This window comes from Streptomyces sp. NPDC056486 (assembly GCF_042795295.1).
In the GTDB taxonomy this organism is placed as follows: domain Bacteria; phylum Actinomycetota; class Actinomycetes; order Streptomycetales; family Streptomycetaceae; genus Streptomyces.
In genome coordinates this window covers 45357-64824 of sequence record NZ_JBHTSF010000018.1, presented here as the reverse complement: position 1 = coordinate 64824, position 19468 = coordinate 45357, and the positions used below count along the sequence as shown (strand labels likewise).

Below are 19468 nucleotides of genomic sequence, written 5' to 3'. Positions count from 1 at the left end.
GGCCGACCCCGCGGCCGTGGCGCTCACGACCCTCCTGGTCACCTGGCGCGCGAGCTCGCTCGGCCAGTGGATCGTCGACGACGCGGCCATCACCTTCGCCTACGCCCGCAGCATCGACGAGGGGTTCGGCCCCGTGCAGCAGCCGGGCGCCGACCCCGTCGAGGGATACTCCAACCCCGCCTGGCTCGCCCTGCTCGTCATCGGCCGCAGGCTCGGCCTCTTCGACCACGGCGCACTCCTCGGCGTCAGTGACCTGGTGCTCTACCCCAAGGCCCTCGCGCTGCTCTGCACGGCGGGCGTGCTCGCCTGCGTGGCCGCGACGGCGCGGGCCGTCCTTCGGGGCCGGGCCTGGGTGGTGACGCTGCTCGCCGGTGGCGTCCTCGCCGCGAACCTCTCGTACGTGGCCTGGTCCTTCTCGGGACTTGAGAACCCGCTGTACGCGCTGACCGCCGCCGCGACCGGGGCGCTGCTCGTCCGGGGCGCCGTGCGCGGCACCCTGCTGCGGCCCGCCGTCGCCGCGGGCGCGGGCGCCCTCGCGCTGCTCGCCGCCCTGACCCGCCCTGACGGCGCGGTACTCGCGGCGGCCTACCCGGTGACGGTGCTGCTCTTCCTGCGCCGGGGCGACCTCGTGCGGTCCGCGCGGGCGGTGGCCCTGAGCTGCGGCACGTTCGCGCTGCCGTACGCGGTGTTCCTGCTCTGGCGCCACGCGACCTTCGGGCTCTGGGTCCCCAACACGGCGGTCGCCAAGTCCCAGAAGGCCCCGCAGCTCGCCCAACTGTCCTCCGCCGGTGAGCTGCTGACGTACGGCGGCTGGGCGCTCGCCCTGATCGGCGCGGCCTGTGCCGGCCTCGCGCTCGCCCGCCGGGGACCGGCACGCAGAGCCCTGGCGGCGCTGCTCGTCCCCCTGGCCCTGACCCTCTTCGCGTACGGCGTGCTGGGCCGGGACTGGATGAAGCTGTACCGCTTCGCGACCCCGGTGTGGGTGCTCGCGGCGACGGCGCTCGCCCTGGCCGCGGTCACCGTGTGGCATGCGGAACAGGAGCAACGCCCTCGCGCGCGCATCCTCCTCGGCTGCGTCCTCGCGGGCGCCCTGCTGCTCTCGGTCACCGGACAGGCCGCGCAGGACCGGAAGTTCGTCCAGCGCCCGACCTTGTCCATGTGCTTCGTGGCCGAGCGCTACGGCGAGACCTTCAACGCGTACGCCCGCCACCTCGGCCTGCGCGACGCCACCGTCGCCCTGCCCGACCTGGGCGGCACCCTGCTCACCTCACGGCTGCGCGTCGTGGACGTCGCGGGCCTGACCGACCGTCGCGTCGCCGACACGTACGCCGCCGCCGACACGGCCGCCCTGCGCCACTACGTACTGAACGAGGTGCGCCCCGAACTCCTCCACGTCCACGCCGCCTGGACTCGCAGAACGGGCCTGACCCCGCCCCTCCTGGCGGCTGCGGGCTACTTCCCCCTCTACACCGAGGGCGACGGCGGCGACTTCGTACGGGCCGACGCGGTGAAGGACCCGGCCCGGATCACCGCGGTGCGCGAACGCGTCCGCCCGGCCCTGGACGCCATGGTCGCCGAGATGCGCCCGGCAGGATGCGGCCCGGCCCTGCGCGCCGGAGAGGGGTCCCCCGCATGACGACGGCTCTCCCGCGCCAGACCCGCCCGCTTCCCGAACTCCCCGCCGCCGACCCGGCGCCCCGGGTCGACTCCCTCACCGGGATGCGCTTCCTCGCCGCCTTCGCGGTGTTCGTGCACCACTTCACCGGCCTCAGCGCACAGGGCGGTGTCGCCCACGCGCCGCTGCTCTTCCCGTACTCGACGCTCGGCGCGAACGGCGTGGGGTTCTTCTTCGTGCTCTCCGGCTTCCTGCTCACCTGGGGGCACCGCCCCGGCACCCTCGCCCGCCTCTTCTACTGGCGTCGGGCCGGTCGCATCCTGCCCGCCCACCTGGTCGCGACCATCCCCTGCATCTGGGTCTTCTACCTCTGGGCCGGTGTGCCGACGGACGACTTCAGCTTCGTCGCCTCGCTCTTCCTCGTGCAGACCTGGTTCCCCGGTGTCGTGCCGACGCTCCCCGGCAACGGCGTCGCCTGGACCCTCAGCGTCGAGGCCTTCTTCTACCTCCTCTTCCCGTTCGCCATCCGGGGCGCCCTGCGCCTGCGCACCCGCACCCTCGCCCTGCTCGCGGGCGGCGGACTCGTCGCCATGTGGCTGGTCAAATGGTGGACGGCCGTGCACCTCTCGCCCTTCGCCAGCGAGTGGATCATGCGCAACCCGGTGAGCAGGCTCCCCGAGTTCGGCGTCGGAATGGCCTGCGCGCTCGCCCTGCGCCGGGGGCACCGGCTGCGGCTCAGCCCGCCCGCGCTGCTCGCCTGCCTCGCCGCGTACGCCGTCATCTACTGCCACCGCACGACCTGGTTCGGCCCGCACACGGCCGAACAACTTCTGTGGACCCTGAGGCCGTTCGCCGCTCTCTTCTCCGTCCTCTTCATCGCCGCCTACGTCCAGCGCGAGCTGACAGGGCGGCGCGGCTGGCTCTGCTCGCGCCCGATGGTGCTGCTCGGGCTCTGGTCGTACGCCTTCTATCTGCTGCACCAGACCCTCAACCGGCTGATCCTCGACACCTGGGGCCGCCCGCAGCCGGGGAACTCCGCGCTGTTCATGCTCCTGGGCGTCGCGGTCACCGTGGTCGCGCTGTCCTGGGCGATGTTCACGTACGTCGAGGAACCGGCACGGAAGTGGTGCGCCCGGCGCACTCCGGACGGCTGGCGCCGCTGTGTCGGTACGCGGTAAACGCAGGTATTGCAGAGAAGATCCCTGTTGAGGCCCATGTAGGAGGAGACGTGCACCAGTCCGCGTACGAACAGATGGAACTCTGTGTGGAGCGGTACATGCCCACGGGGAAGCGCCACCGGGTGGTCGATCTCGGCGCCCGGGTCTCCGACGGGCAGACCCGCACCCACAAGGCCCTGCTCGATGGGCGCGACACGGAGTACGTGGGCGTCGACGTGCTCGACGGCCGCAACGTCGACGCGGTGATGACGAAGCCGTACCGCATCCCCGTGAAGTCCCGCAGCGCCGACTACGTCATCTCCGGACAGGCGTTCGAGCACATCCCCTTCTTCTGGGCGACGATGCTCGAGATCGCCCGCGTCCTGAAGCCGCAGGGCATCGCCTTCGTGACGGCGCCATCGCGCGGCCATGTGCACGACGCGCAGGACTGCTGGCGCTACTACCCCGACGGGTTCCGCGCCATGGCCGCGTACAGCAGGCTCGAACTCCGCGAGGCCTACACGGACTTCCCGCCCATGAAGGGCATCCGTCACGCCTACGGAAGCATCGACGCCAAGCACGCCTACTGGGGCGACTCCGTGGGCGTCTTCCAGCGCCCCAAGAACTACCCGGGTCTCACCATGGCCTTCGTGCGGGGCACGACCACGTGGTGGGCGAACAGGATCGGCGGGGTCGACGGCGTCCCGCTGCCCGAGCCCATCGAGGGCCGCGCCCTTTGCGGCAGGCCGAAGACGGTGGTGGCGCCGCGCTCGGTGGACGAGCAGTCGGATCAGCCCGTGCAGTCTCCCGTGCAGTCTGCGCAGCCCGTTTCGACACCAAGTGACGCCACATGAACCTATGTTGACGAAATGTGACATCGCGGATGAGATGGGCGTATCGTCCGCTTCCATGGCATGGCGACGCGCTGTGAATGGCGCACTGAAGCAACTGACCGGATACCAGCTGACGCGCAAGCCCGTACCGGCCCCGCGTACGGCGGCGGCCCCGGCGCCGAAGCCCACCCCCGCATCGAAGCCGAAGCCCAAGCCGAAGGCCCTGAACCTCCCCGCCGACTACGACGACGAGGCGAAGGACATCATCCGTGCGGTGAAGCCGTACACGATGACCTCCCCCGAACGCCTCAACGCCTTCATCCTGGCGACCCGGCACGTCGTCCGGCACAACATCCCCGGCGACATCGTCGAGTGCGGTGTGTGGCGCGGCGGTTCGATGCAGGCGTGCGCGAAGGCGCTGCTCGCCGTCGGGGAGACCGAGCGCGACCTGTACCTCTTCGACACCTACGAGGGCATGACCCCGCCCACCGAGGAGGACCTGCGCCTCGACGGCAAGTCCGCCGAGGAGCTGCTCAAGACGCAGGGCAAGGACCGTCCGATCTGGGCGGTCGCCTCGCTCGACGACGTCAAGTCCGGCTTCGAGAAGGTGCCTTACCCCAAGGAGCGCGTGCACTACGTACGGGGAATGGTCGAGGAGACCATCCCGCGCGAGGCGCCCGAGCGGATCTCCATCCTGCGTCTGGACACCGACTGGTACGCCTCGACCAAGCACGAACTCGAAGAGCTGTACTCGCGGTTGGTCAGCGGCGGAGTCCTGCTCATCGACGACTACGGCTACTGGCAGGGATCGCGTCAGGCGGTCGACGAATTCATGGACAAGACCGGCGAACGGCTGCTGCTCCTGCGCATGGACGAGGGACGCATCGCCGTGAAGCCCTGACCCGGGCGGCAACCGACTGTATGTGGCAGGTATTTGAGCGGGCCCTGTGTCCGGCAGCCCCGAGCTGCCCGGCGCAGGGCCCCTCGCGTGATCACTCGAATGGCCCTGCGCGGGTGACCCAAAAGGGCGGTGGTTGTTAACCGAGTGGCCCCCGCAGGACGCGCAGCCGTGCCCGTCAGTACTCCGGAAGGAATGTGCGCAGCGCATGACACCCCGACTCGCCGTCGTCGTCCCCGTCTACAACGTCGAGGAGTTCCTCGGCCCCTGCCTACGGTCACTGGCCGAGCAGACCATGCCGGACCTCGAAGTCGTCATGGTCAACGACGGTTCCACCGACGGGAGTGCGCGCATCGCCCGCGCGTTCGCCGACGGGGACGACAGATTCCGGCTCGTCGAGCAGGAGAACGCGGGACTCGGGGCGGCCCGCAACGCGGGAGTGCGAGAGGCGCGGGGGACGTACCTGGCGTTCGTCGACAGCGACGACGTAGTACCCAAGGACGCGTACGAGCGGATGCTCGCGGCCCTGGAGAAGTCAGGATCCGACTTCGTCACCGGCAACGTCCACCGGCTGCGCTCCGGCGACAGGACCGAGCAGTCGCCGATGTTCCGCAAGGTGATGGAGAGCGACCGCAGCGGCACGCACGTCACCCGCGACTGGGACCTGCTCGGCGACCGCATCGCCTGCAACAAGGTCTTCCGCAGGGACTTCTGGGACCGGCACGCGTTCGTCTTCCCCGAGGGCGTGCTGTTCGAGGACACCCCCGTCATGATCCCGGCCCACTTCCTGGCCGAGTCCGTCGACGTACTGAAGGAGCCCGTCTACCTCTGGCGCGACCGCGACGGCTCCATCACCAGCCGCCGCGCCAAGCCCCGCGCCGTCCGCGACCGCACGGCCGCCGTCCTCGCGGCCAGCGGCTTCCTGGCGGCGCAGGCCGCGGAGGCGGCGGGCACACCGCGCGCCAAGGTCCTCGCCCGCGCCAAGCGGCGTTACGACACGACGGTGCTCTCCGGGGATCTGTGGCTGTTCATGGAGGCCCTGCCGCACGGCGACGCCACGTACCACGACGTCTTCATGGAGCAGGCCAACTCCTTCGCCGACACCGTCGACCCCGCGGTCCTCGCCGCACTGCCGCTCCCCCTGCGCGTGCGCTGGCAGCTCATCCGCCAGTTCCGCGTCACCGAGCTCCTCGCCTTCATGGCGTTCGAGAAGTCCCACCCCGGCGCCTTCCGCGTCCGGGGCCTGCGCGCACGCCGGGCCGACTTCCCCGGCATCGGAAGCCTGCCGCGCGAGACCGTCGCCCTGAAACGCTCCGACCTGCCGCTCACCGCGGAGCTCACGCACGCCGCCTGGGACGAGCAGGGAAAGCTGCGGCTCAAGGGCTACGCCTACATCCCCAACCTGCCCGCCGGGCGGATCGGGGCGCGCGCCAGGGTCGCCTGGCTGCGGGCCGGGCGGCGGCGGGTCCTTCCGCTGAAGCTGCGCACGGTGCGGGCGCGCGAGGCGACGTACCGCTCCAAGCAGGGCCTGCACAGCTACGACCGGTCGGGGTTCGAGACGGTCATCGACCCCCGCAGGACCGTCACCAAGGCGCGCAGCACCACCTGGAAGGTGGAGATGGGTGTGGTCAGCGGGCTCCTGCCGCGTACGGGGCCGGTCCGGACGAGCGCGGCACCCCGGCTTCCCGTGCGGTATCTGGAGGAGTTCCTGCGGGTGGCCGTCACCCTCAGCAAGGGGCGCCTGAGACTGCGTACGGAGCGGGTCGCGGCGCGGCTCGTCGCGCACGAGGGGTGCGGCGGCGTCGTCCGGCTGCACGGCAGGCTCGCGCCGGGGGAGTCACAGGCCGTCGACGCCCTGCGGATCGAGAACTGGCACACCAAGGAGGCGCACTACGCCCCGGCCCTGGTCAACGGCCGTGACTTCAGCGCCGATGTGCCGCTCGGCCTCTTCCACGCCGGTGAGGACGCGCGCACAGGACGGCCGCGAAAGGCCGACCCGTGGGGCGTCGCGATCGTCCGCGAGGGCGGCAGCCGCACACCGCTCGCCGCCCGCCCCGATGTGCCGCCGGGGCGCTACGGCCTGCTGCCGGGGCGTGAACTCCTCGTCCTCGCCAACGCGTCGGGGAACCTGGAGCTGCGCGACCAGACCGTACGGCCGCTCGTGGACACCGTGACCTGGCAGGACGAACTGCTCATCGAGGGCAGCCACCCCGACACGGCGGCCCGCGCGGGGGAGCTGATGCTCGTGCACGGCGGCCACGGCGACGAGGCCGTGGCGCCGGTACGGATCGAGGGCGGCCGGTTCACCGCGAAGCTGCGCCCCGAGGCCGTGCCGGGCCCCGGCGGCACCCTGCCCCTCGCCGAAGGACGCTGGAATCTCTTCCTGCGCGAGCCGGGCGAGAGCGACCCCGAGCAGTACACCCCGGTGTGCGTGGCGCCGGGCAAGGGCGGTGAACTCCCGCTCGTACGCACCAGGTCGGGCCGTGACATCAGCCTGAAGCGCCACGCCCACGACGGCCTCCACCTGCGCTCGGGATCCTCGCTCCCCATGGCCGACCGGGGCGGCCCGCGCCAGCGCCGCCTTCGCGAGGTGTACGCGGCGCGGCGCGGCGGGCCGCTGCGGGACGCCGTCCTGTACTGCAGCTTCGACGGACGGCAGTACTCGGACTCACCCCGCGCCGTGCACGAGCACCTCGTCGCCAAGGGCGCGGACCTCGAACACCTGTGGGTGGTCCGCGACCAGCAGGTGGGGCTGCCCGGGAGCGCGTCGCCCGTCGCCCTGTGGAGCGCCGAGTGGTACGAGGCACTCGCCCGCTGCCGCTACATCGTCACCAACACCCAGCTGCCCGAATGGTTCGAGCGCGCAGAGGGCCAGTACGTCGTACAGACCTGGCACGGCACCCCCCTCAAGCGCATCGGGCTCGACCTCGCGGGCCGCTCGTCCGGAGACCGCGCCTACATGGACACCCTGCCCGGCAGGGCGGCCCAGTGGAGCGTGCTCGTCTCGCCGAACCGCTTCTCGACGCCCGTCCTGCGCGGCGCCTTCGGCTACACCGGCGAGGTCCTGGAACGCGGCTATCCGCGCAACGACCTGCTGCACGCCGCCGACCGCGCGAAGGTCGCCGCCTCCGTGCGCGAGCGGCTCGGCATCCCCGAGGGCAGACGCGTCGTCCTGTACGCGCCCACCTGGCGCGAGAACCAGCCCAAGCAGGCAGGCCGCTACGGCCTCGACCTCCAGCTCGACCTCGACGCCGCCGAACGCGCCATCGGCGACGACCAGGTGCTCCTCGTCCGCAGGCACTACCTCGTCGGCGGCGCCGTCCCCGGCTCGGACTTCGTCCGCGACGTCACCCGCTACCCGGACGTCAGCGAACTGCTCCTGATCAGCGACGTCCTGGTCACGGACTACTCCTCCCTGATGTTCGACTTCGCGCAGACCGGGCGCCCGATGCTCTTCCACACCTACGACCTCGACCACTACCGCGACACCCTGCGCGGCTTCTGCTTCGACTTCGCCGCCCAGGCGCCGGGACCGCTGCTCGCCACCAGCGACGAGGTGATCGCCGCGCTGCGCGACCCGCGGGCGGCCACCGCCGCGTACGCCGACGCGTACGACAGGTTCCGCGAGGTCTTCTGCGATCTGGACGACGGGAACGCGGCCGCAGGAGTCGCGGACGCCATGCTTGAGGGAGGCCGCGCATGAGCACGCCGGAACTGCACGACGTCAGCTGTGTCGTGGTCGCGGGCCCGGACACCGACGCCCTTGAGCAGTCGGTGCGGTCGGTGCTCGACCAGACGATGGGCAACGTCGAGGCGGTCGTCGTCGACCCCGGGGCGGACGGCCCCGCCCGCGCCGCGGCCCAGGCGCTCGCCGCCGATCAGCCGCACCGGGTGCGCCTGGTCCGTGCCCCGAGCCCGATGTCCGTCGGCGCGTCGCGGAACCTCGGCCTCGACGCGGCACGCGGGCGGTACGTCATCGTGCTCGGCGACGGCGAACTCCTGGAGCGGCACGCCTGCCGCAACCTCTTCGACGCCGCGCGCACCACCGGGGCCGACCTGGTGGCGGGGCGCTGGACGCGGCTCACGGCCGGCGGCAAGAAGGAGCGGGGCCCCGGCTGGCATCCTCAACTGCACGCGAGGACGAGGAGCGTCGAGAATCTCGCGGACGTCCCCGAACTCGTCGCAAGGGACTCCCTGGTCACCGGGTTCTGCGTCCGCAGGGACTTCCTGCGCACAGCGCGTCTGCGGTACGCGGAGGACCTCGCCCACAGTGAGGTCCTCTTCGGCGTCGAGGCCGCCGTCGGGGCCCGCGGCATCACCCTCGTACCGAACCTGATCACCACCCACCGCGCGGAGCCCGATCCCGCCCGCGAAACCCCCGCCATCGCCGAGGCCAACGACCGCGTCGCGGGCCTCCTCATCACCCTGGGCCGCCTCGACCTGTGCGACCGGCGCGAGCGGGCCTTCCTCGTCGACCACGTACTGCCCTGCGCCCGTACGTTCCCGCAGCTCACCGCGGAGGCCCGGCGCCGCGCCACGGCCGGACTCGCCCCGCACCTCGAAGGCCGCGTCGACACCCGCGCCCTGGACGCCCTCGAACCCGTGGAGCGGGTGTGCGTGCGGCTGCTCGCCGAGTGCGACACGGACGGTGTGCTCGCGGCCGCGTACGCCCTTGGACGACCGGGCACCGTCGTGTCGGAGCTGACCGAGTGGGAGGGGAAGGTCTACTGGCGCGCGCACGGGCTCGACGATCCCCGCGTACGAGAAGTGCTCGACGTCAGTGAACTCGGCCACCAGCACCGGACGTTGGGCGAGGTGCGTCTCCTGAACCGCCTCACCAGGTGCGGCGTCGAGGGCGGCAAGGCGGTACTCGAAGGGCAGGTCGTGCTGCCCGGCGGCCTGGTGCCCGACCGGCCGCCGCTCACCGCCTGGCTCGACGTGCGGGTGCGCGGCACGGGACGGCGCGGATTCCGCGTACCCGTGGAAGAGGTGCACTACGACGGCGGCGCGGTCGTCTGGCGGGCCACAGTGGGCCTCACCGCCCCACTGCGGGACGTCGGCATCCGCGACCGGCCCTGGGAGCCGCAACTCCAACTCGGCGCGGGCGGGCAGGACATCACCACCGAACTCGTCGCCGAACAGGAGACGGTGGGCACAGGCCACGGGCTCACCGTCACCGGCACGAACAGACTGGAGCTGCGCCTCGCACCCCGCCACCGCGCCGCCCGCACCGCGCGCGCGGCCCTGCACTACGCCACGCACTTCCGCCCCGCACGCAAGGTGAGGCTTCGGCTGCGTGCCCTGCGCAAGAGGTGGGGCAGGCTCAGCGGCAAGGCGTTCAAGGTGCGCGTCTACCGGCGTGTGCTGCGGCGCCTTCCCGTCAGCAAGGGCTCGGTGGTCTTCGAGAGCCACACGGGCAAGTGCTACGGCGACAGCCCCCGCGCGGTCCACCAGGAGATCCTCGACCGGGGCCTCCGGCTGCGCTGCGTCTGGTCGTACGGCGCTTCGGCCGAAGGATTCCCCGACTCGGCCCGGCTCGTGCCCCGTTGGTCCTGGCGCTATCTGTGGGCCCTCGGCCGGGCAGAGTTCTGGATCGACAACCAGGGCTTCCCGCACGCACTCGCCAAGCCGCGCCACACCACGTATCTGCAGACCTGGCACGGCTCCGCGTACAAGCGGATGGGCTTCGACGAGGCGCGCCTGAAGACACAGAACGCCCCGCAGCGCGAGCGGCTCCAGGAAGCCGTCGACCGCTTCGACCACTTCCTGGTGCGCTCCGAGCACGACGTGAACACCCTGGCCCGCGCCTACGGCATCGCCGACGAGCGGCTGCTGCGCTGCGGCTACCCGCGCAACGACAGCCTGGTCGCGGCGCGCGCCAGGGACGAGTCGTCGGGCCGCTTCCCGCGGCCCTCCGTGGCCGCGGAGCTCGGCATCCCCGACCACAAGACGGTGGTGCTCTACGCGCCGACGTTCCGCGGTCTTCCCTCGGGCAACAAGCCGGTGCGGCTGCCCCTGGACGTACGCGGGTTCGCGGACCGCTTCGGCGACACCCACGTACTCCTGGTGCGCGCCCACTACATGGAGGCGGCGAGCCTCCCGGCGTGCCCGCCAGGCACCGTCGCGGACGTCTCGGCCCACCACGACGTGAGCGAGCTGCTCTGCCTCGCCGACGTCCTGGTGACCGACTACTCGTCGATCATGTTCGACTTCGCGCTCCTGGACCGGCCGTTGGTGCACTTCGCGCCCGACCTCGACGCGTACGCGGCCGAGCGTGGCAGCTACTTCGCGCTGCGGGACGACGCGGGCGGGCCCGTCGTCGAGACGGAGGAGGAGCTGCTTCGCGTGCTCGCCACCCTGAAGCAGACCGACGGCGCGTGGGCAGAGGCGCGGCGGGCGTTCGCCGTGCGGTTCGGCGCGTACGACCAGGGGCGGGCCGCGGCCGGCGTGGTGGACGCGCTCTTCGGCGAGCGGTTCGGGAACAGCGAGCGGTTCGGGAACACGGAGAAGAGGGACGGCGCATGACCACGACGACGACGATCGCGAGCGGGCCGAGCACGACGAAGAGCCGCGACCTCTTCCTCGTCGCGAACACCGTCGACGAACTCGGCGGCGTCACCGCCTGGGCCCACCAGATGGCCCGGCTCTTCCAGGGCAACGGCCACCGGGTGCACGTCATCGGCGTCCACGAGGCCGAGCTGAAACTGGCGCTCCCCGACGACATCGGCTACCCCGTGACCAGCCTGTACGACGAGCACCCCGCGACCCCCCGCCCGGCGCGCGGCCTGGGCCGCCTGAACGTGGTGGCGCGCTGCCGCGAGTCGGCGAGGGCCGCCGCCCAGCGCCGCGTCGTGGACCGGCTCTCGGAGCTCTTCCGCGCCGCACGCCCCGGCGCCGTCGCCATCGTCACGCAGGTCTGGCCGATGGAGTGGATCAGGGAGGCGGACACCGCGGGCCTGCGCATCATCGGCATGAGCCACGAGTCGTACGCCTACACCCGCGCCTGCCACCGCTACCGCGCGGTCAAGCGCAGCTACCCGTCCCTGGACCGCTGGCTCGCCCTCACCCAGGAGGACGCCGACGACTGGATCGCCGACGGCATGCACAACGTCGGCGCGATGCCCAACGCCCTCGCCCACCTCCCCGCTGTGCCCTCGCGGCGCCGGGGCAATGTGGTGTGCAGCATCGGCAGGCTCGCCGACCAGAAGGGCGTCGACATGCTCGTCGACACCTGGGCGCTTGTGGCCCCGCAGCGCCCCGACTGGACGCTGCGGATCTACGGCGCGGGCGCGGACGAGGCCGACCTCAAGCGGCAGTGCACGCGGCTCGGCCTCGACGGTTCGGTTCAGTGGCGGGGCCGCACAAGCGATGTGCCGGGCGTCCTCGCCGAGAGCTCCCTCTTCGTGCAGTCATCGCGGGGCGAGGGCTTTCCGCTGGCCCTGATGGAGGCCATGGCGAGCGCGGTGCCGTGCGCCGCCTTCGACTGCGCGCCAGGCGTACGCGAGATCGTGCGCCACGGCGAGGACGGCCTGCTCGCCCCCGCCGGCGACATCGAGGCCCTCGCCGACCGCATCCTGCGCCTCACCGGCAATCCGCGGCTGCGGGACGCGATGGGGGAGCGGGCCCGGATGAACGTGCAACGGTTTTCGCAGGCACGGGTCCTTGAGCGCTGGGAGGCGCTGTTCGAACTCCTGGAACGCTGAGTACTCACCGCGCCTCTTACGAGGCGCGGGGACCCGGCGTCAGGAGCGCCCCGAGCGGGCGAGCAGCGATGACAGCAGGCCCCTGGCACGGCTCCCGGCCCCGGCGGGTTCGGGCGTCGCGTCCCGCAGCTGGGGGACGGCCTCGCCCGCGTGCCGTGACACCGGCTGCTCCGGCGGCTTGGCCTTCTTGCCGCTGATGCGGATCATCGGGAGGCCCGCGACATCCTCGGCGCCGTGCCACATGTCGTCGCGCCCCTTCAGGAACGCGGCGAGATCGGCGTGGATCGCGTCGTAGTCGCCCCACGTCCCGTAGAACTTCGTGGCCGTGATGCACAGCGGTTTGAGCCCGGTGCTCGCCACCGCGCCCCAGGTCGCCGCGGCCACCCCCGGACAGTGCTCGGCCCGGAAGTCGTCGAGCACGACGATCCCGTCCTGCCCGAGCACCTCCTGGGCGGCGGCGATGTCCGCGTGGACGTGCTCGTACAGATGCGAGGCGTCGATGTGCACGAAGCGGCAGCTGTCCGCCTCCACGTGCGCGGTGATCCCGGAGGACGGCTCCTGGACGATCCGCGGCAGACCTTCGTGGAAGGAGCGGTAGTTGGCCTCGAAGGCGCGGCGCGTGAGCGTGGCGTACGAGCGGCCCATCTCGGCGGAGTTGGCCTCGTCGGGGGCGGGCGAGTCGAAGAGGTCGCAGACCGTGAAGGTCTCCTCCGCGCGCAGATAGGCGCCCATGAAGATGGCGCTCTTGCCCAGATACGCGCCGAGCTCGAGGAGGTCACCCCGCTGGCTCTTCTCCAGCTGCCTGCTCATGATCCAGTCGAAGAGCACCTGGTCGACGGGATGGAACCAGCCCTTCACATCGGAGAGCCCGCGCGGCCGCGGCAGCTGACCGGGGGCGTCGGCGGGCGTGGTGGCTGAAGCGTTCTGCATATCTGGTCCCGGAGGTGGGGGGAGATGAGGACGGTGCGGCAGACGCGTGGGGGGCGTCGGAAGCTCGGTGCGGCTAGAAGCGTGGGGTGGGCCGGGAGGCGTCGGCCCGCGGCAGCGGCTCATCGGCCGTCCCCGCGGCAGGCGCGGGGTGCCGGTCCGCCAGTGGCGCCACAGACGGTAGACCCCCTGCCTCGCCGAGCACCACATGCCTCACAACCCGTTCAGCCGCCCGCCCGTCGTCGTACACGCAGAAGCGGTCTCGGAACGCCGCGCGCAGCTGCGCCGAGCGCGAGCCGCGCCAGTGCCCGGTGGCGAAGATGTCGGTGAGCTCGTCCTCGCTGCGCGCGACCGCGCCCGGCGGGAACCGGCGCACGTCGAAATAGGTGCCGCGGGTCGCCTCGTACGCCTCCCAGTCGTCGGCGTGCAGGACGATGGGGCGGTCGAGGTTGGCGTAGTCGAACATCAGCGACGAGAAGTCCGTGACCAGGGCGTCCGATGCCAGGCAGAGGGACTCGACGCTCGGGTGGTCCGACACGTCGATCAGGCGGCCCGCCGAGGGCGCCATGGGTGCCCCGTACGTGTGGTGGGCGCGGGTCAGGATGACGAAGCGGGGACCGAGGTTCTGCAGCATCCGCTCCAGGTCGAGGGAGCGCAGCTGCGTGTGGCGGTAGTCGCGGTGGGTGGGCGCGTACAGGATGGCGACGGCACCCCGGGGGATGCCGATGGTCTCGCGGAGGCGGGCCACGTCGGCGGAGCTCGCCCGCTGGTAGATGTCGTTGCGCGGGTAGCCGTACTCCAGGGTCGTGTAGGAGGCGGGGAACACGCGCTCCCAGACCAGTGTCGAGTGCCGGTTCGCCGACAGGAGGTAGTCCCATTTGTCGGCGTTGCGCATGAGGGCGGCGAAGTCCATGCCCCGCGCGGCGGCCGGGCGGTCCTGGAGGTCGAGGCCCATCAGCTTCAGGGGTGTGCCGTGCTGGGTCTGGATCATGATCTGGCCGGGGCGTTTGACGAGCCTTCGGTCGAAGTTCACGTTGTTCACGAGGTACTTGGAGCGCGCGAGCGCAGTCCAGTACGCCGCCGTGCCGGGGCGGAGCCTGCGGGTCGCCGTGGGCAGGGTGTGGTGGTGGACCTGCTCCGCGATCCACGCGGTGCGGATGTGCGGGGCGTGCTCGCGCAGCGCGGCTTCCAGGGCGCCGGGGTTGCAGCCGTAGCCGCGCCCCCAGTACGAGGAGAAGACGGCACGGTCGGCGCGCACCGGCAGGCGCAGCTGGATCCGGTAGTGCAGTTGCAGCACGGCGCCCTTGGAGCGGCGCCGCGCGGTGGCCGCGTACCGCCTGGCCCTGGTCCTCAGCCGCAGCGCCGTCCACAGCGTCCGGTACGTGCGGTGCGTGCCCAGGCGTACGAGGCCGTGCCGCAGCCGGGTGCGGGCCCCCGGGCGGGCGCCGGGGACGCGGTAACGGCGGTAGTGGGTGCGGGCCTTGCGCAGGAACGCGGGGCGGCTGCCGCGCGGGAGGCGGTCCCGCTTGGTGAAGACCGTCGAGAGGTGGTCGACCATCCGTCTGAAGAGGAGGGACCGCCAGGCCGCCGAGAGCTCCGGGTGCTGGTCGAGGAACGTGAAGACCCGCTCGTACTGGTCGAAGATGTCGAAGTGCCGGCGGGTCGTGGTCCGCAGGATGCTGCCGCGGCGGCGCTGGAGGTAGTGCACGCAGACCCGGTCGAGGGTGGCGATCGTGCCCGCCTTCATCAGGACCGGGTACGTCCAGGGCGTGTCCTCGTAGAGGCCGGGCGGGAAGGTGAAGCCCTCGCGCTCGATGAAGTCGCGGCGGTAGGCCTTGTTCCAGGCGACCATCAGGAGCCTCAGCAGGCCGGGCCGCTCGCTCAGCCGGAAGGGGACATCGCCGTCTTCCTTGAGGAGCCCCGAGAACTGGTTGCGCACGGCCTCGCCCGACCAGAACACGCGCGCGTAGTCGTAGATCAGTACGTCCGGCTCGTCCGTCTCCTTGATGCGGTCGGAGATCGCGTGCAGGGAGTCGGGGGTGAGGGTGTCGTCGCTGTCGAGGAAGATCAGGTAGTCGCCGGTGGCGTGCTCCATGCCCGCGTTGCGGGCTCTGCCCAGGCCCACGTTCTCCTTGAGATGGACGGCCTTGACCCGGGTGTCACCGGCCGCGCATTCGTCGATGAGGGCGCCGCACGCATCGGGTGAGCAGTCGTCGACCACGATCAGTTCGAGGTCCGTGAACGACTGACCGAGGACGGATCCGAGGCATGCGTGCAGATAGGCCTGCACCTTGTACACGGGCACGATGACACTGAACCGGGGCAAGGCACATCCATGGGTCGACGGTGGCATACCACCATAAAACGCCCCGGCGGCCGGTCGGGTTACGCCGCTCCGGCATCCGGGGGACGCGGCGAGCGGTGACGGACGCGGGTGAGGCGGCCCCCGTCGTGGGCCGCCTCACTCGTCGTCGTCGAACTTATGTGCCTAGACGTATGCGCCTCTTCGTGGATGACCGGCTACTTGACCGCGCCCGCCATCACGCCGGACACGAACTGCCGCTGGAACGCGAAGAACACGGCCAGCGGGATCACCATCGAGATGAACGCGCCGGGCGCCAGGATCTGCACGTTGTCGCCGAAGGAGCGCACCTGCTGCTGGAGCGCGACCGTGATCGGCGGGCTCTTGGAGTCGGCGAAGATCAGCGCGATCAGCATGTCGTTCCAGACCCAGAGGAACTGGAAGATGCCGAGCGAGGCGATCGCGGGCGCGCCGAGCGGCATCACGACCCGGAAGAAGAGCCGCAGTTCACCGGCTCCGTCCAGGCGCGCCGCCTCCAGGAGTTCGCGGGGGATCTCCGCGAAGAAGTTCCGCAGGAGGAAGATCGCGAACGGCAGACCGAAGGCCACGTGGAAGACGACCACACCGACCGTCGTCTCGAAGATGCCGATCGCGCCGAAGATCTTCGACACCGGGAGCAGCGCCACCTGCACGGGCACCACGAGCAGCCCCACGACACCGAGGAACCACCAGTCGCGCCCCGGGAACTCCATCCAGGCGAAGGCGTACCCGGCGAGGGACCCGATGACCACGACGAGCAGCGTCGCCGGGACGGTGATCATGATGCTGGACAGGATCGAGTCGGTGATCGTCTCGTCCTTGAGGAGGTTCGTGTAGTTGTCGAGGGTCATCTGCGACGGCGCGCTGAACACCTTCCACCAGCCGCTCTCGGCCATGTCGGCCGAGCTGCGCAGCGACCCGAGAAGCAGACCGACCGTCGGCACCAGCCAGAAGAGCCCGACGAGGACCAGGAAGACGCGTACGGCGGTGCCGCTCAGGACGGACGCGATCCGCCCGCCGAGGGACTGCTTGGCCTTCACTACTTCGACTTGGGTGGTCATCGCTGTCGCTCCCGCCGAAGTCGCCGGACGTTAAAAAGCATCACCGGGATGACGAGTAGGAAGAGCAGCACGGCGATCGCGCTCGCCACGCCGGAATCGTCATCGAGGAACGCGGAGTTGTAGAGCTGAAGCGCCAGGACGTTCGCGTCGTCCTTCGACGAGTTCGGCGGGATGATGAAGATCAGGTCGAAGATCTTCAGTACGTTGATCATGAGCGTGACCGCCACCACCGCGAGCACCGGCGCGAGGACCGGCACCGTGATCCGGCGGAACACCTGCCACTCGTTGGCGCCGTCCACGCGGGCGGCCTCCAGGAGTTCACGCGGCACACTCGCGAGCCCGGCCGCGATCAGGACCATCGCGAAGCCCACCCAGATCCACAGGTACGAGCCGATGACCGCGGGCGTGATGAGGGAGGGGCCGAGCCAGTCCACTCCGTTGTACGGCTCGCGGAAGTTCGAAGCGGGGAAACGGAGTTGAGCCCCGTCGGCCTCCTTGGGAAGCGCGAAGGTGCCGTCGCCCGCCGCCTCGGTCGAAGCCACCACCTTGCCGTCCTTGACGGCTTCGACCTTGATCCCGTCATAGCCGAACTCGGCCTTGTCCGGGGCGTTCATCTCGCCCCGGCCCTTGCCGCGCGTGAAGTCCTGCCAGGCCGTCCCCGTGACCTTGTCGGGGTCCGGCTTCGCGGCCGCCGCGGACTTGGCGCCGTCCGGCATGTTGTCCGGCGCGACACCCGTCAGCGGCAGCGCCACCGGAGTGCCCGCGCTGACCGGCTCGCGCGTGATGAACGCGCCGCCGCCCGCGGGCTTCAGGGGCGACTCCGTACTGGGGTGCGCCTGCGGGAAGGATGACGACTCGGCGAACGTGTCGTGCACGCCCACGACGACGGCGTTGGCGACACCCCGGTCGGGGTCGGACTCGTACACGAGCCGGAAGATGATGCCGGCCGCGAGCATCGAGATCGCCATCGGCATGAAGATGACCAGCTTGAACGCCGTGCCCCAGCGGATCCGTTCGGTGAGCACGGCGAAGATCAGGCCGAGTCCGGTCGCCAGGGTCGGGGCGACGACCACCCAGATCGCGTTGTTCTTGACCGCGGTCAGGATGGTGTCGTCCGTGAACAGGGTCTTGTAGTTGCCGAACGCCGTGAAGTCGCCCGACTTGTCGAAGAAGCTGCGGAAGACGGAGTACCCGATGGGGTAGAGGACGAGCGCGCCGAGCAGCACCAGGGCGGGCAGCAGGAAGAGCACCGCCATACCCTTGTGCGTTCCGGTCACGCTCTTGCGCGGCTTGGGAGCCGGGGACAGCGCCGCACTCGGCGTGCCCCCGGCGTTCGCGGACGCCATCGCGTCAGTCCTTGTAGGCCTTGGCGGCGGCCGTCTCCAGCGCCTTCTGCGTGCCGGCGACGTCCTTCGGGTTCTTCAGGAAGTCCTGCAGCGCCTTCCACTCGCCCTTGCCCGGCGTGCCGCCGAAGGCCTGCGGGGCCTGGTCGGACATGTCGAAGCGGATGTCGTCGCCCGCCGCGATAAGGGCCTTGGCGATGCTCCGCTGCACGTCGTTCGGGTACGCCGTCATGTCGAGGCTCTTGTTCGGCGAGACGAAACCGCCCGCCTCGGCCCAGATCTTGGCCGAGTCGGGTGACGCGAGATAGGTGAGAAGGGCCTGGGCGCCCTTGCTGTCCTTCAGCGCCACGGCTGCGTCACCGCCGACGACCGCGGGGGACTCGGCCCCGACCGCGGGGAACGGGAACACCTTGGCGTCCGTGCCCACCTTGGCCTTCGTCTCCGAGATCGGCAGCGAGACCATGTCGCCCTCGAAGACCATGCCCGCCTTGGGCTGGTCGCCGCCGGTGAAGGTCTGCTTGACCGACACGGGGAACTCGGTCTGCAGCGCGCCGTCGGCGCCGCCCGCGACGAAGCCCTTCGTGCCGAAGACCTGGCCGAGCGTGATCAGTGCCTTCTTCACGGACGGGTCCGTCCACTTGATCTCGTGCTTGGCGAGCTTGTCGTACTTCTCGGGGCCAGCCTGCGAGAGGTAGATGTTCTCGAACCAGTCGGTGAGGGTCCAGCCGTCGGCGCCCGCGACCGAGATCGGCGGTACGCCGGAGTCGTACACGGTCTGGGCCGTCTTCATGAAGTCGTTCCAGGTCTTGGCCGGCTTGGCGCCCGCGTTGTCGAAGACCTGGGTGTTGTACCAGACCAGGGACTTGTTGGCGGCCTTGAAGTACACGCCGTACTGCTTGCCGTCGACGGTCCCGAGGTCCTGCCAGCCCTTCGCGTAGTTCTTGTCGATCTCCTTCTGCGCCGCGGGCCCGACCGGCTTGGCCCACTTGTTGGCCACGGCCTGCTTGATCGCGCCGACCTGCGGAAGCATCGCGACGTCCGGCGGCTGACCGCCCGCGACCTTCGACTCCAGGAAGCTGATGATGGGGTCCTGGGCGGGTACGAAGGTGACCTTGGCCCCGGTCCGCTTCTCGAACTCGTCAAGAACCTTGAGGAAGACCTTCCGCTCCGAGCCGCCCCATACGGCGGCGACCGAGACGGTCTGGCCGTCCAGCTTGGGCAGTTGGACCGCGGCACCGCTCTCCTTGCCGCTGCCCTTGTCCCCGCCGTCCTTGTCGTTGTCGTCGTCCCCGCCACCGCACGCGGTGACGGTGAGCGCGAGGGCGCTCGCGACGACTGCCGCGGCGATTTTGGCTGTGGTACGCCGGTGGTGCGTTGCCCTGCGTGTACGAAGAGTGCTGCGCATCACTGCCCCGTTCTCTTCCCTGGTCCCTGGCGAGTCCGTGCGGCCTGTCTACGCCCGCGCGGGGAGTAGCGGCAAGAGCACAAACAGTGCCAACCAGCTGATCGTGATGGCGTTGTGACGTGCCGTCATGAGCTGCGGGGCGCCCACGTTGTGGATGGGTGAGCCGCTCCCGTTGTGGGCAGGCG

12 protein-coding genes are annotated in these 19468 nt (G+C 70.9%); 7 read left to right on the top strand and 5 right to left on the bottom strand.

The window, feature by feature from the left end:
• The first annotated feature begins 16 nt into the window (after nt 1-16).
• The 7 genes from ACFQ7F_RS10690 to ACFQ7F_RS10660 all read left to right on the top strand — a co-directional run bounded on the left by ACFQ7F_RS10690 (nt 17) and on the right by ACFQ7F_RS10660 (nt 12206).
• Nucleotides 17-1636, top strand: coding sequence for a hypothetical protein (locus ACFQ7F_RS10690; protein ID WP_383269066.1), 1620 nt, complete (start codon nt 17-19; stop codon nt 1634-1636).
• The gene (locus ACFQ7F_RS10685; protein WP_383269064.1) at nt 1633-2793 is read left to right on the top strand and encodes an acyltransferase family protein; all 1161 of its coding nucleotides are present in this window, start codon (nt 1633-1635) and stop codon (nt 2791-2793) included. The genes ACFQ7F_RS10690 and ACFQ7F_RS10685 overlap by 4 nt, the downstream gene beginning before the upstream one ends.
• A gap of 50 nt (nt 2794-2843) precedes the next feature.
• Nucleotides 2844-3626, top strand: coding sequence for a class I SAM-dependent methyltransferase (locus ACFQ7F_RS10680; protein WP_383269063.1), 783 nt, complete (start codon nt 2844-2846; stop codon nt 3624-3626).
• A gap of 55 nt (nt 3627-3681) precedes the next feature.
• Nucleotides 3682-4506, top strand: a complete 825-nt coding sequence (locus tag ACFQ7F_RS10675; protein ID WP_383269062.1) for a TylF/MycF/NovP-related O-methyltransferase — start codon at nt 3682-3684, stop codon at nt 4504-4506.
• 205 nt (nt 4507-4711) lie between these two features.
• Nucleotides 4712-8206, top strand: a complete 3495-nt coding sequence (locus ACFQ7F_RS10670) for a CDP-glycerol glycerophosphotransferase family protein (protein WP_383269060.1) — start codon at nt 4712-4714, stop codon at nt 8204-8206.
• Entirely contained in the window at nt 8203-11028 is a 2826-nt protein-coding gene (locus tag ACFQ7F_RS10665; RefSeq protein WP_383269058.1) for a CDP-glycerol glycerophosphotransferase family protein, read from the top strand. Before ACFQ7F_RS10670 ends, ACFQ7F_RS10665 begins: the two co-directional genes overlap by 4 nt.
• Entirely contained in the window at nt 11025-12206 is a 1182-nt protein-coding gene (locus ACFQ7F_RS10660; protein ID WP_383269056.1) for a glycosyltransferase, read from the top strand. Before ACFQ7F_RS10665 ends, ACFQ7F_RS10660 begins: the two co-directional genes overlap by 4 nt.
• A 39-nt stretch (nt 12207-12245) precedes the next feature.
• On the opposite strand, the gene ACFQ7F_RS10655 is transcribed toward ACFQ7F_RS10660, so the two are convergent.
• From ACFQ7F_RS10655 to ACFQ7F_RS10635, 5 genes are all read right to left on the bottom strand, one after another.
• Entirely contained in the window at nt 12246-13136 is an 891-nt protein-coding gene (locus ACFQ7F_RS10655) for a class I SAM-dependent methyltransferase (protein ID WP_383269054.1), read from the bottom strand.
• Nucleotides 13137-13209: 73 nt separating this feature from the next.
• On the bottom strand, nt 13210-15459 hold the full coding sequence (locus ACFQ7F_RS10650; protein ID WP_383269052.1) for a CDP-glycerol glycerophosphotransferase family protein: 2250 nt from the start codon (nt 15457-15459) through the stop codon (nt 13210-13212).
• Nucleotides 15460-15653: 194 nt separating this feature from the next.
• Entirely contained in the window at nt 15654-16535 is an 882-nt protein-coding gene (locus tag ACFQ7F_RS10645; RefSeq protein ID WP_383269051.1) for a carbohydrate ABC transporter permease, read from the bottom strand.
• Nucleotides 16532-17881, bottom strand: coding sequence for a carbohydrate ABC transporter permease (locus ACFQ7F_RS10640; protein WP_383269049.1), 1350 nt, complete (start codon nt 17879-17881; stop codon nt 16532-16534). Before ACFQ7F_RS10640 ends, ACFQ7F_RS10645 begins: the two co-directional genes overlap by 4 nt.
• Before the next feature lie 4 nt (nt 17882-17885).
• Nucleotides 17886-19283, bottom strand: coding sequence for an ABC transporter substrate-binding protein (locus ACFQ7F_RS10635; protein ID WP_383269047.1), 1398 nt, complete (start codon nt 19281-19283; stop codon nt 17886-17888).
• Nucleotides 19284-19468: the final 185 nt, after the last annotated feature.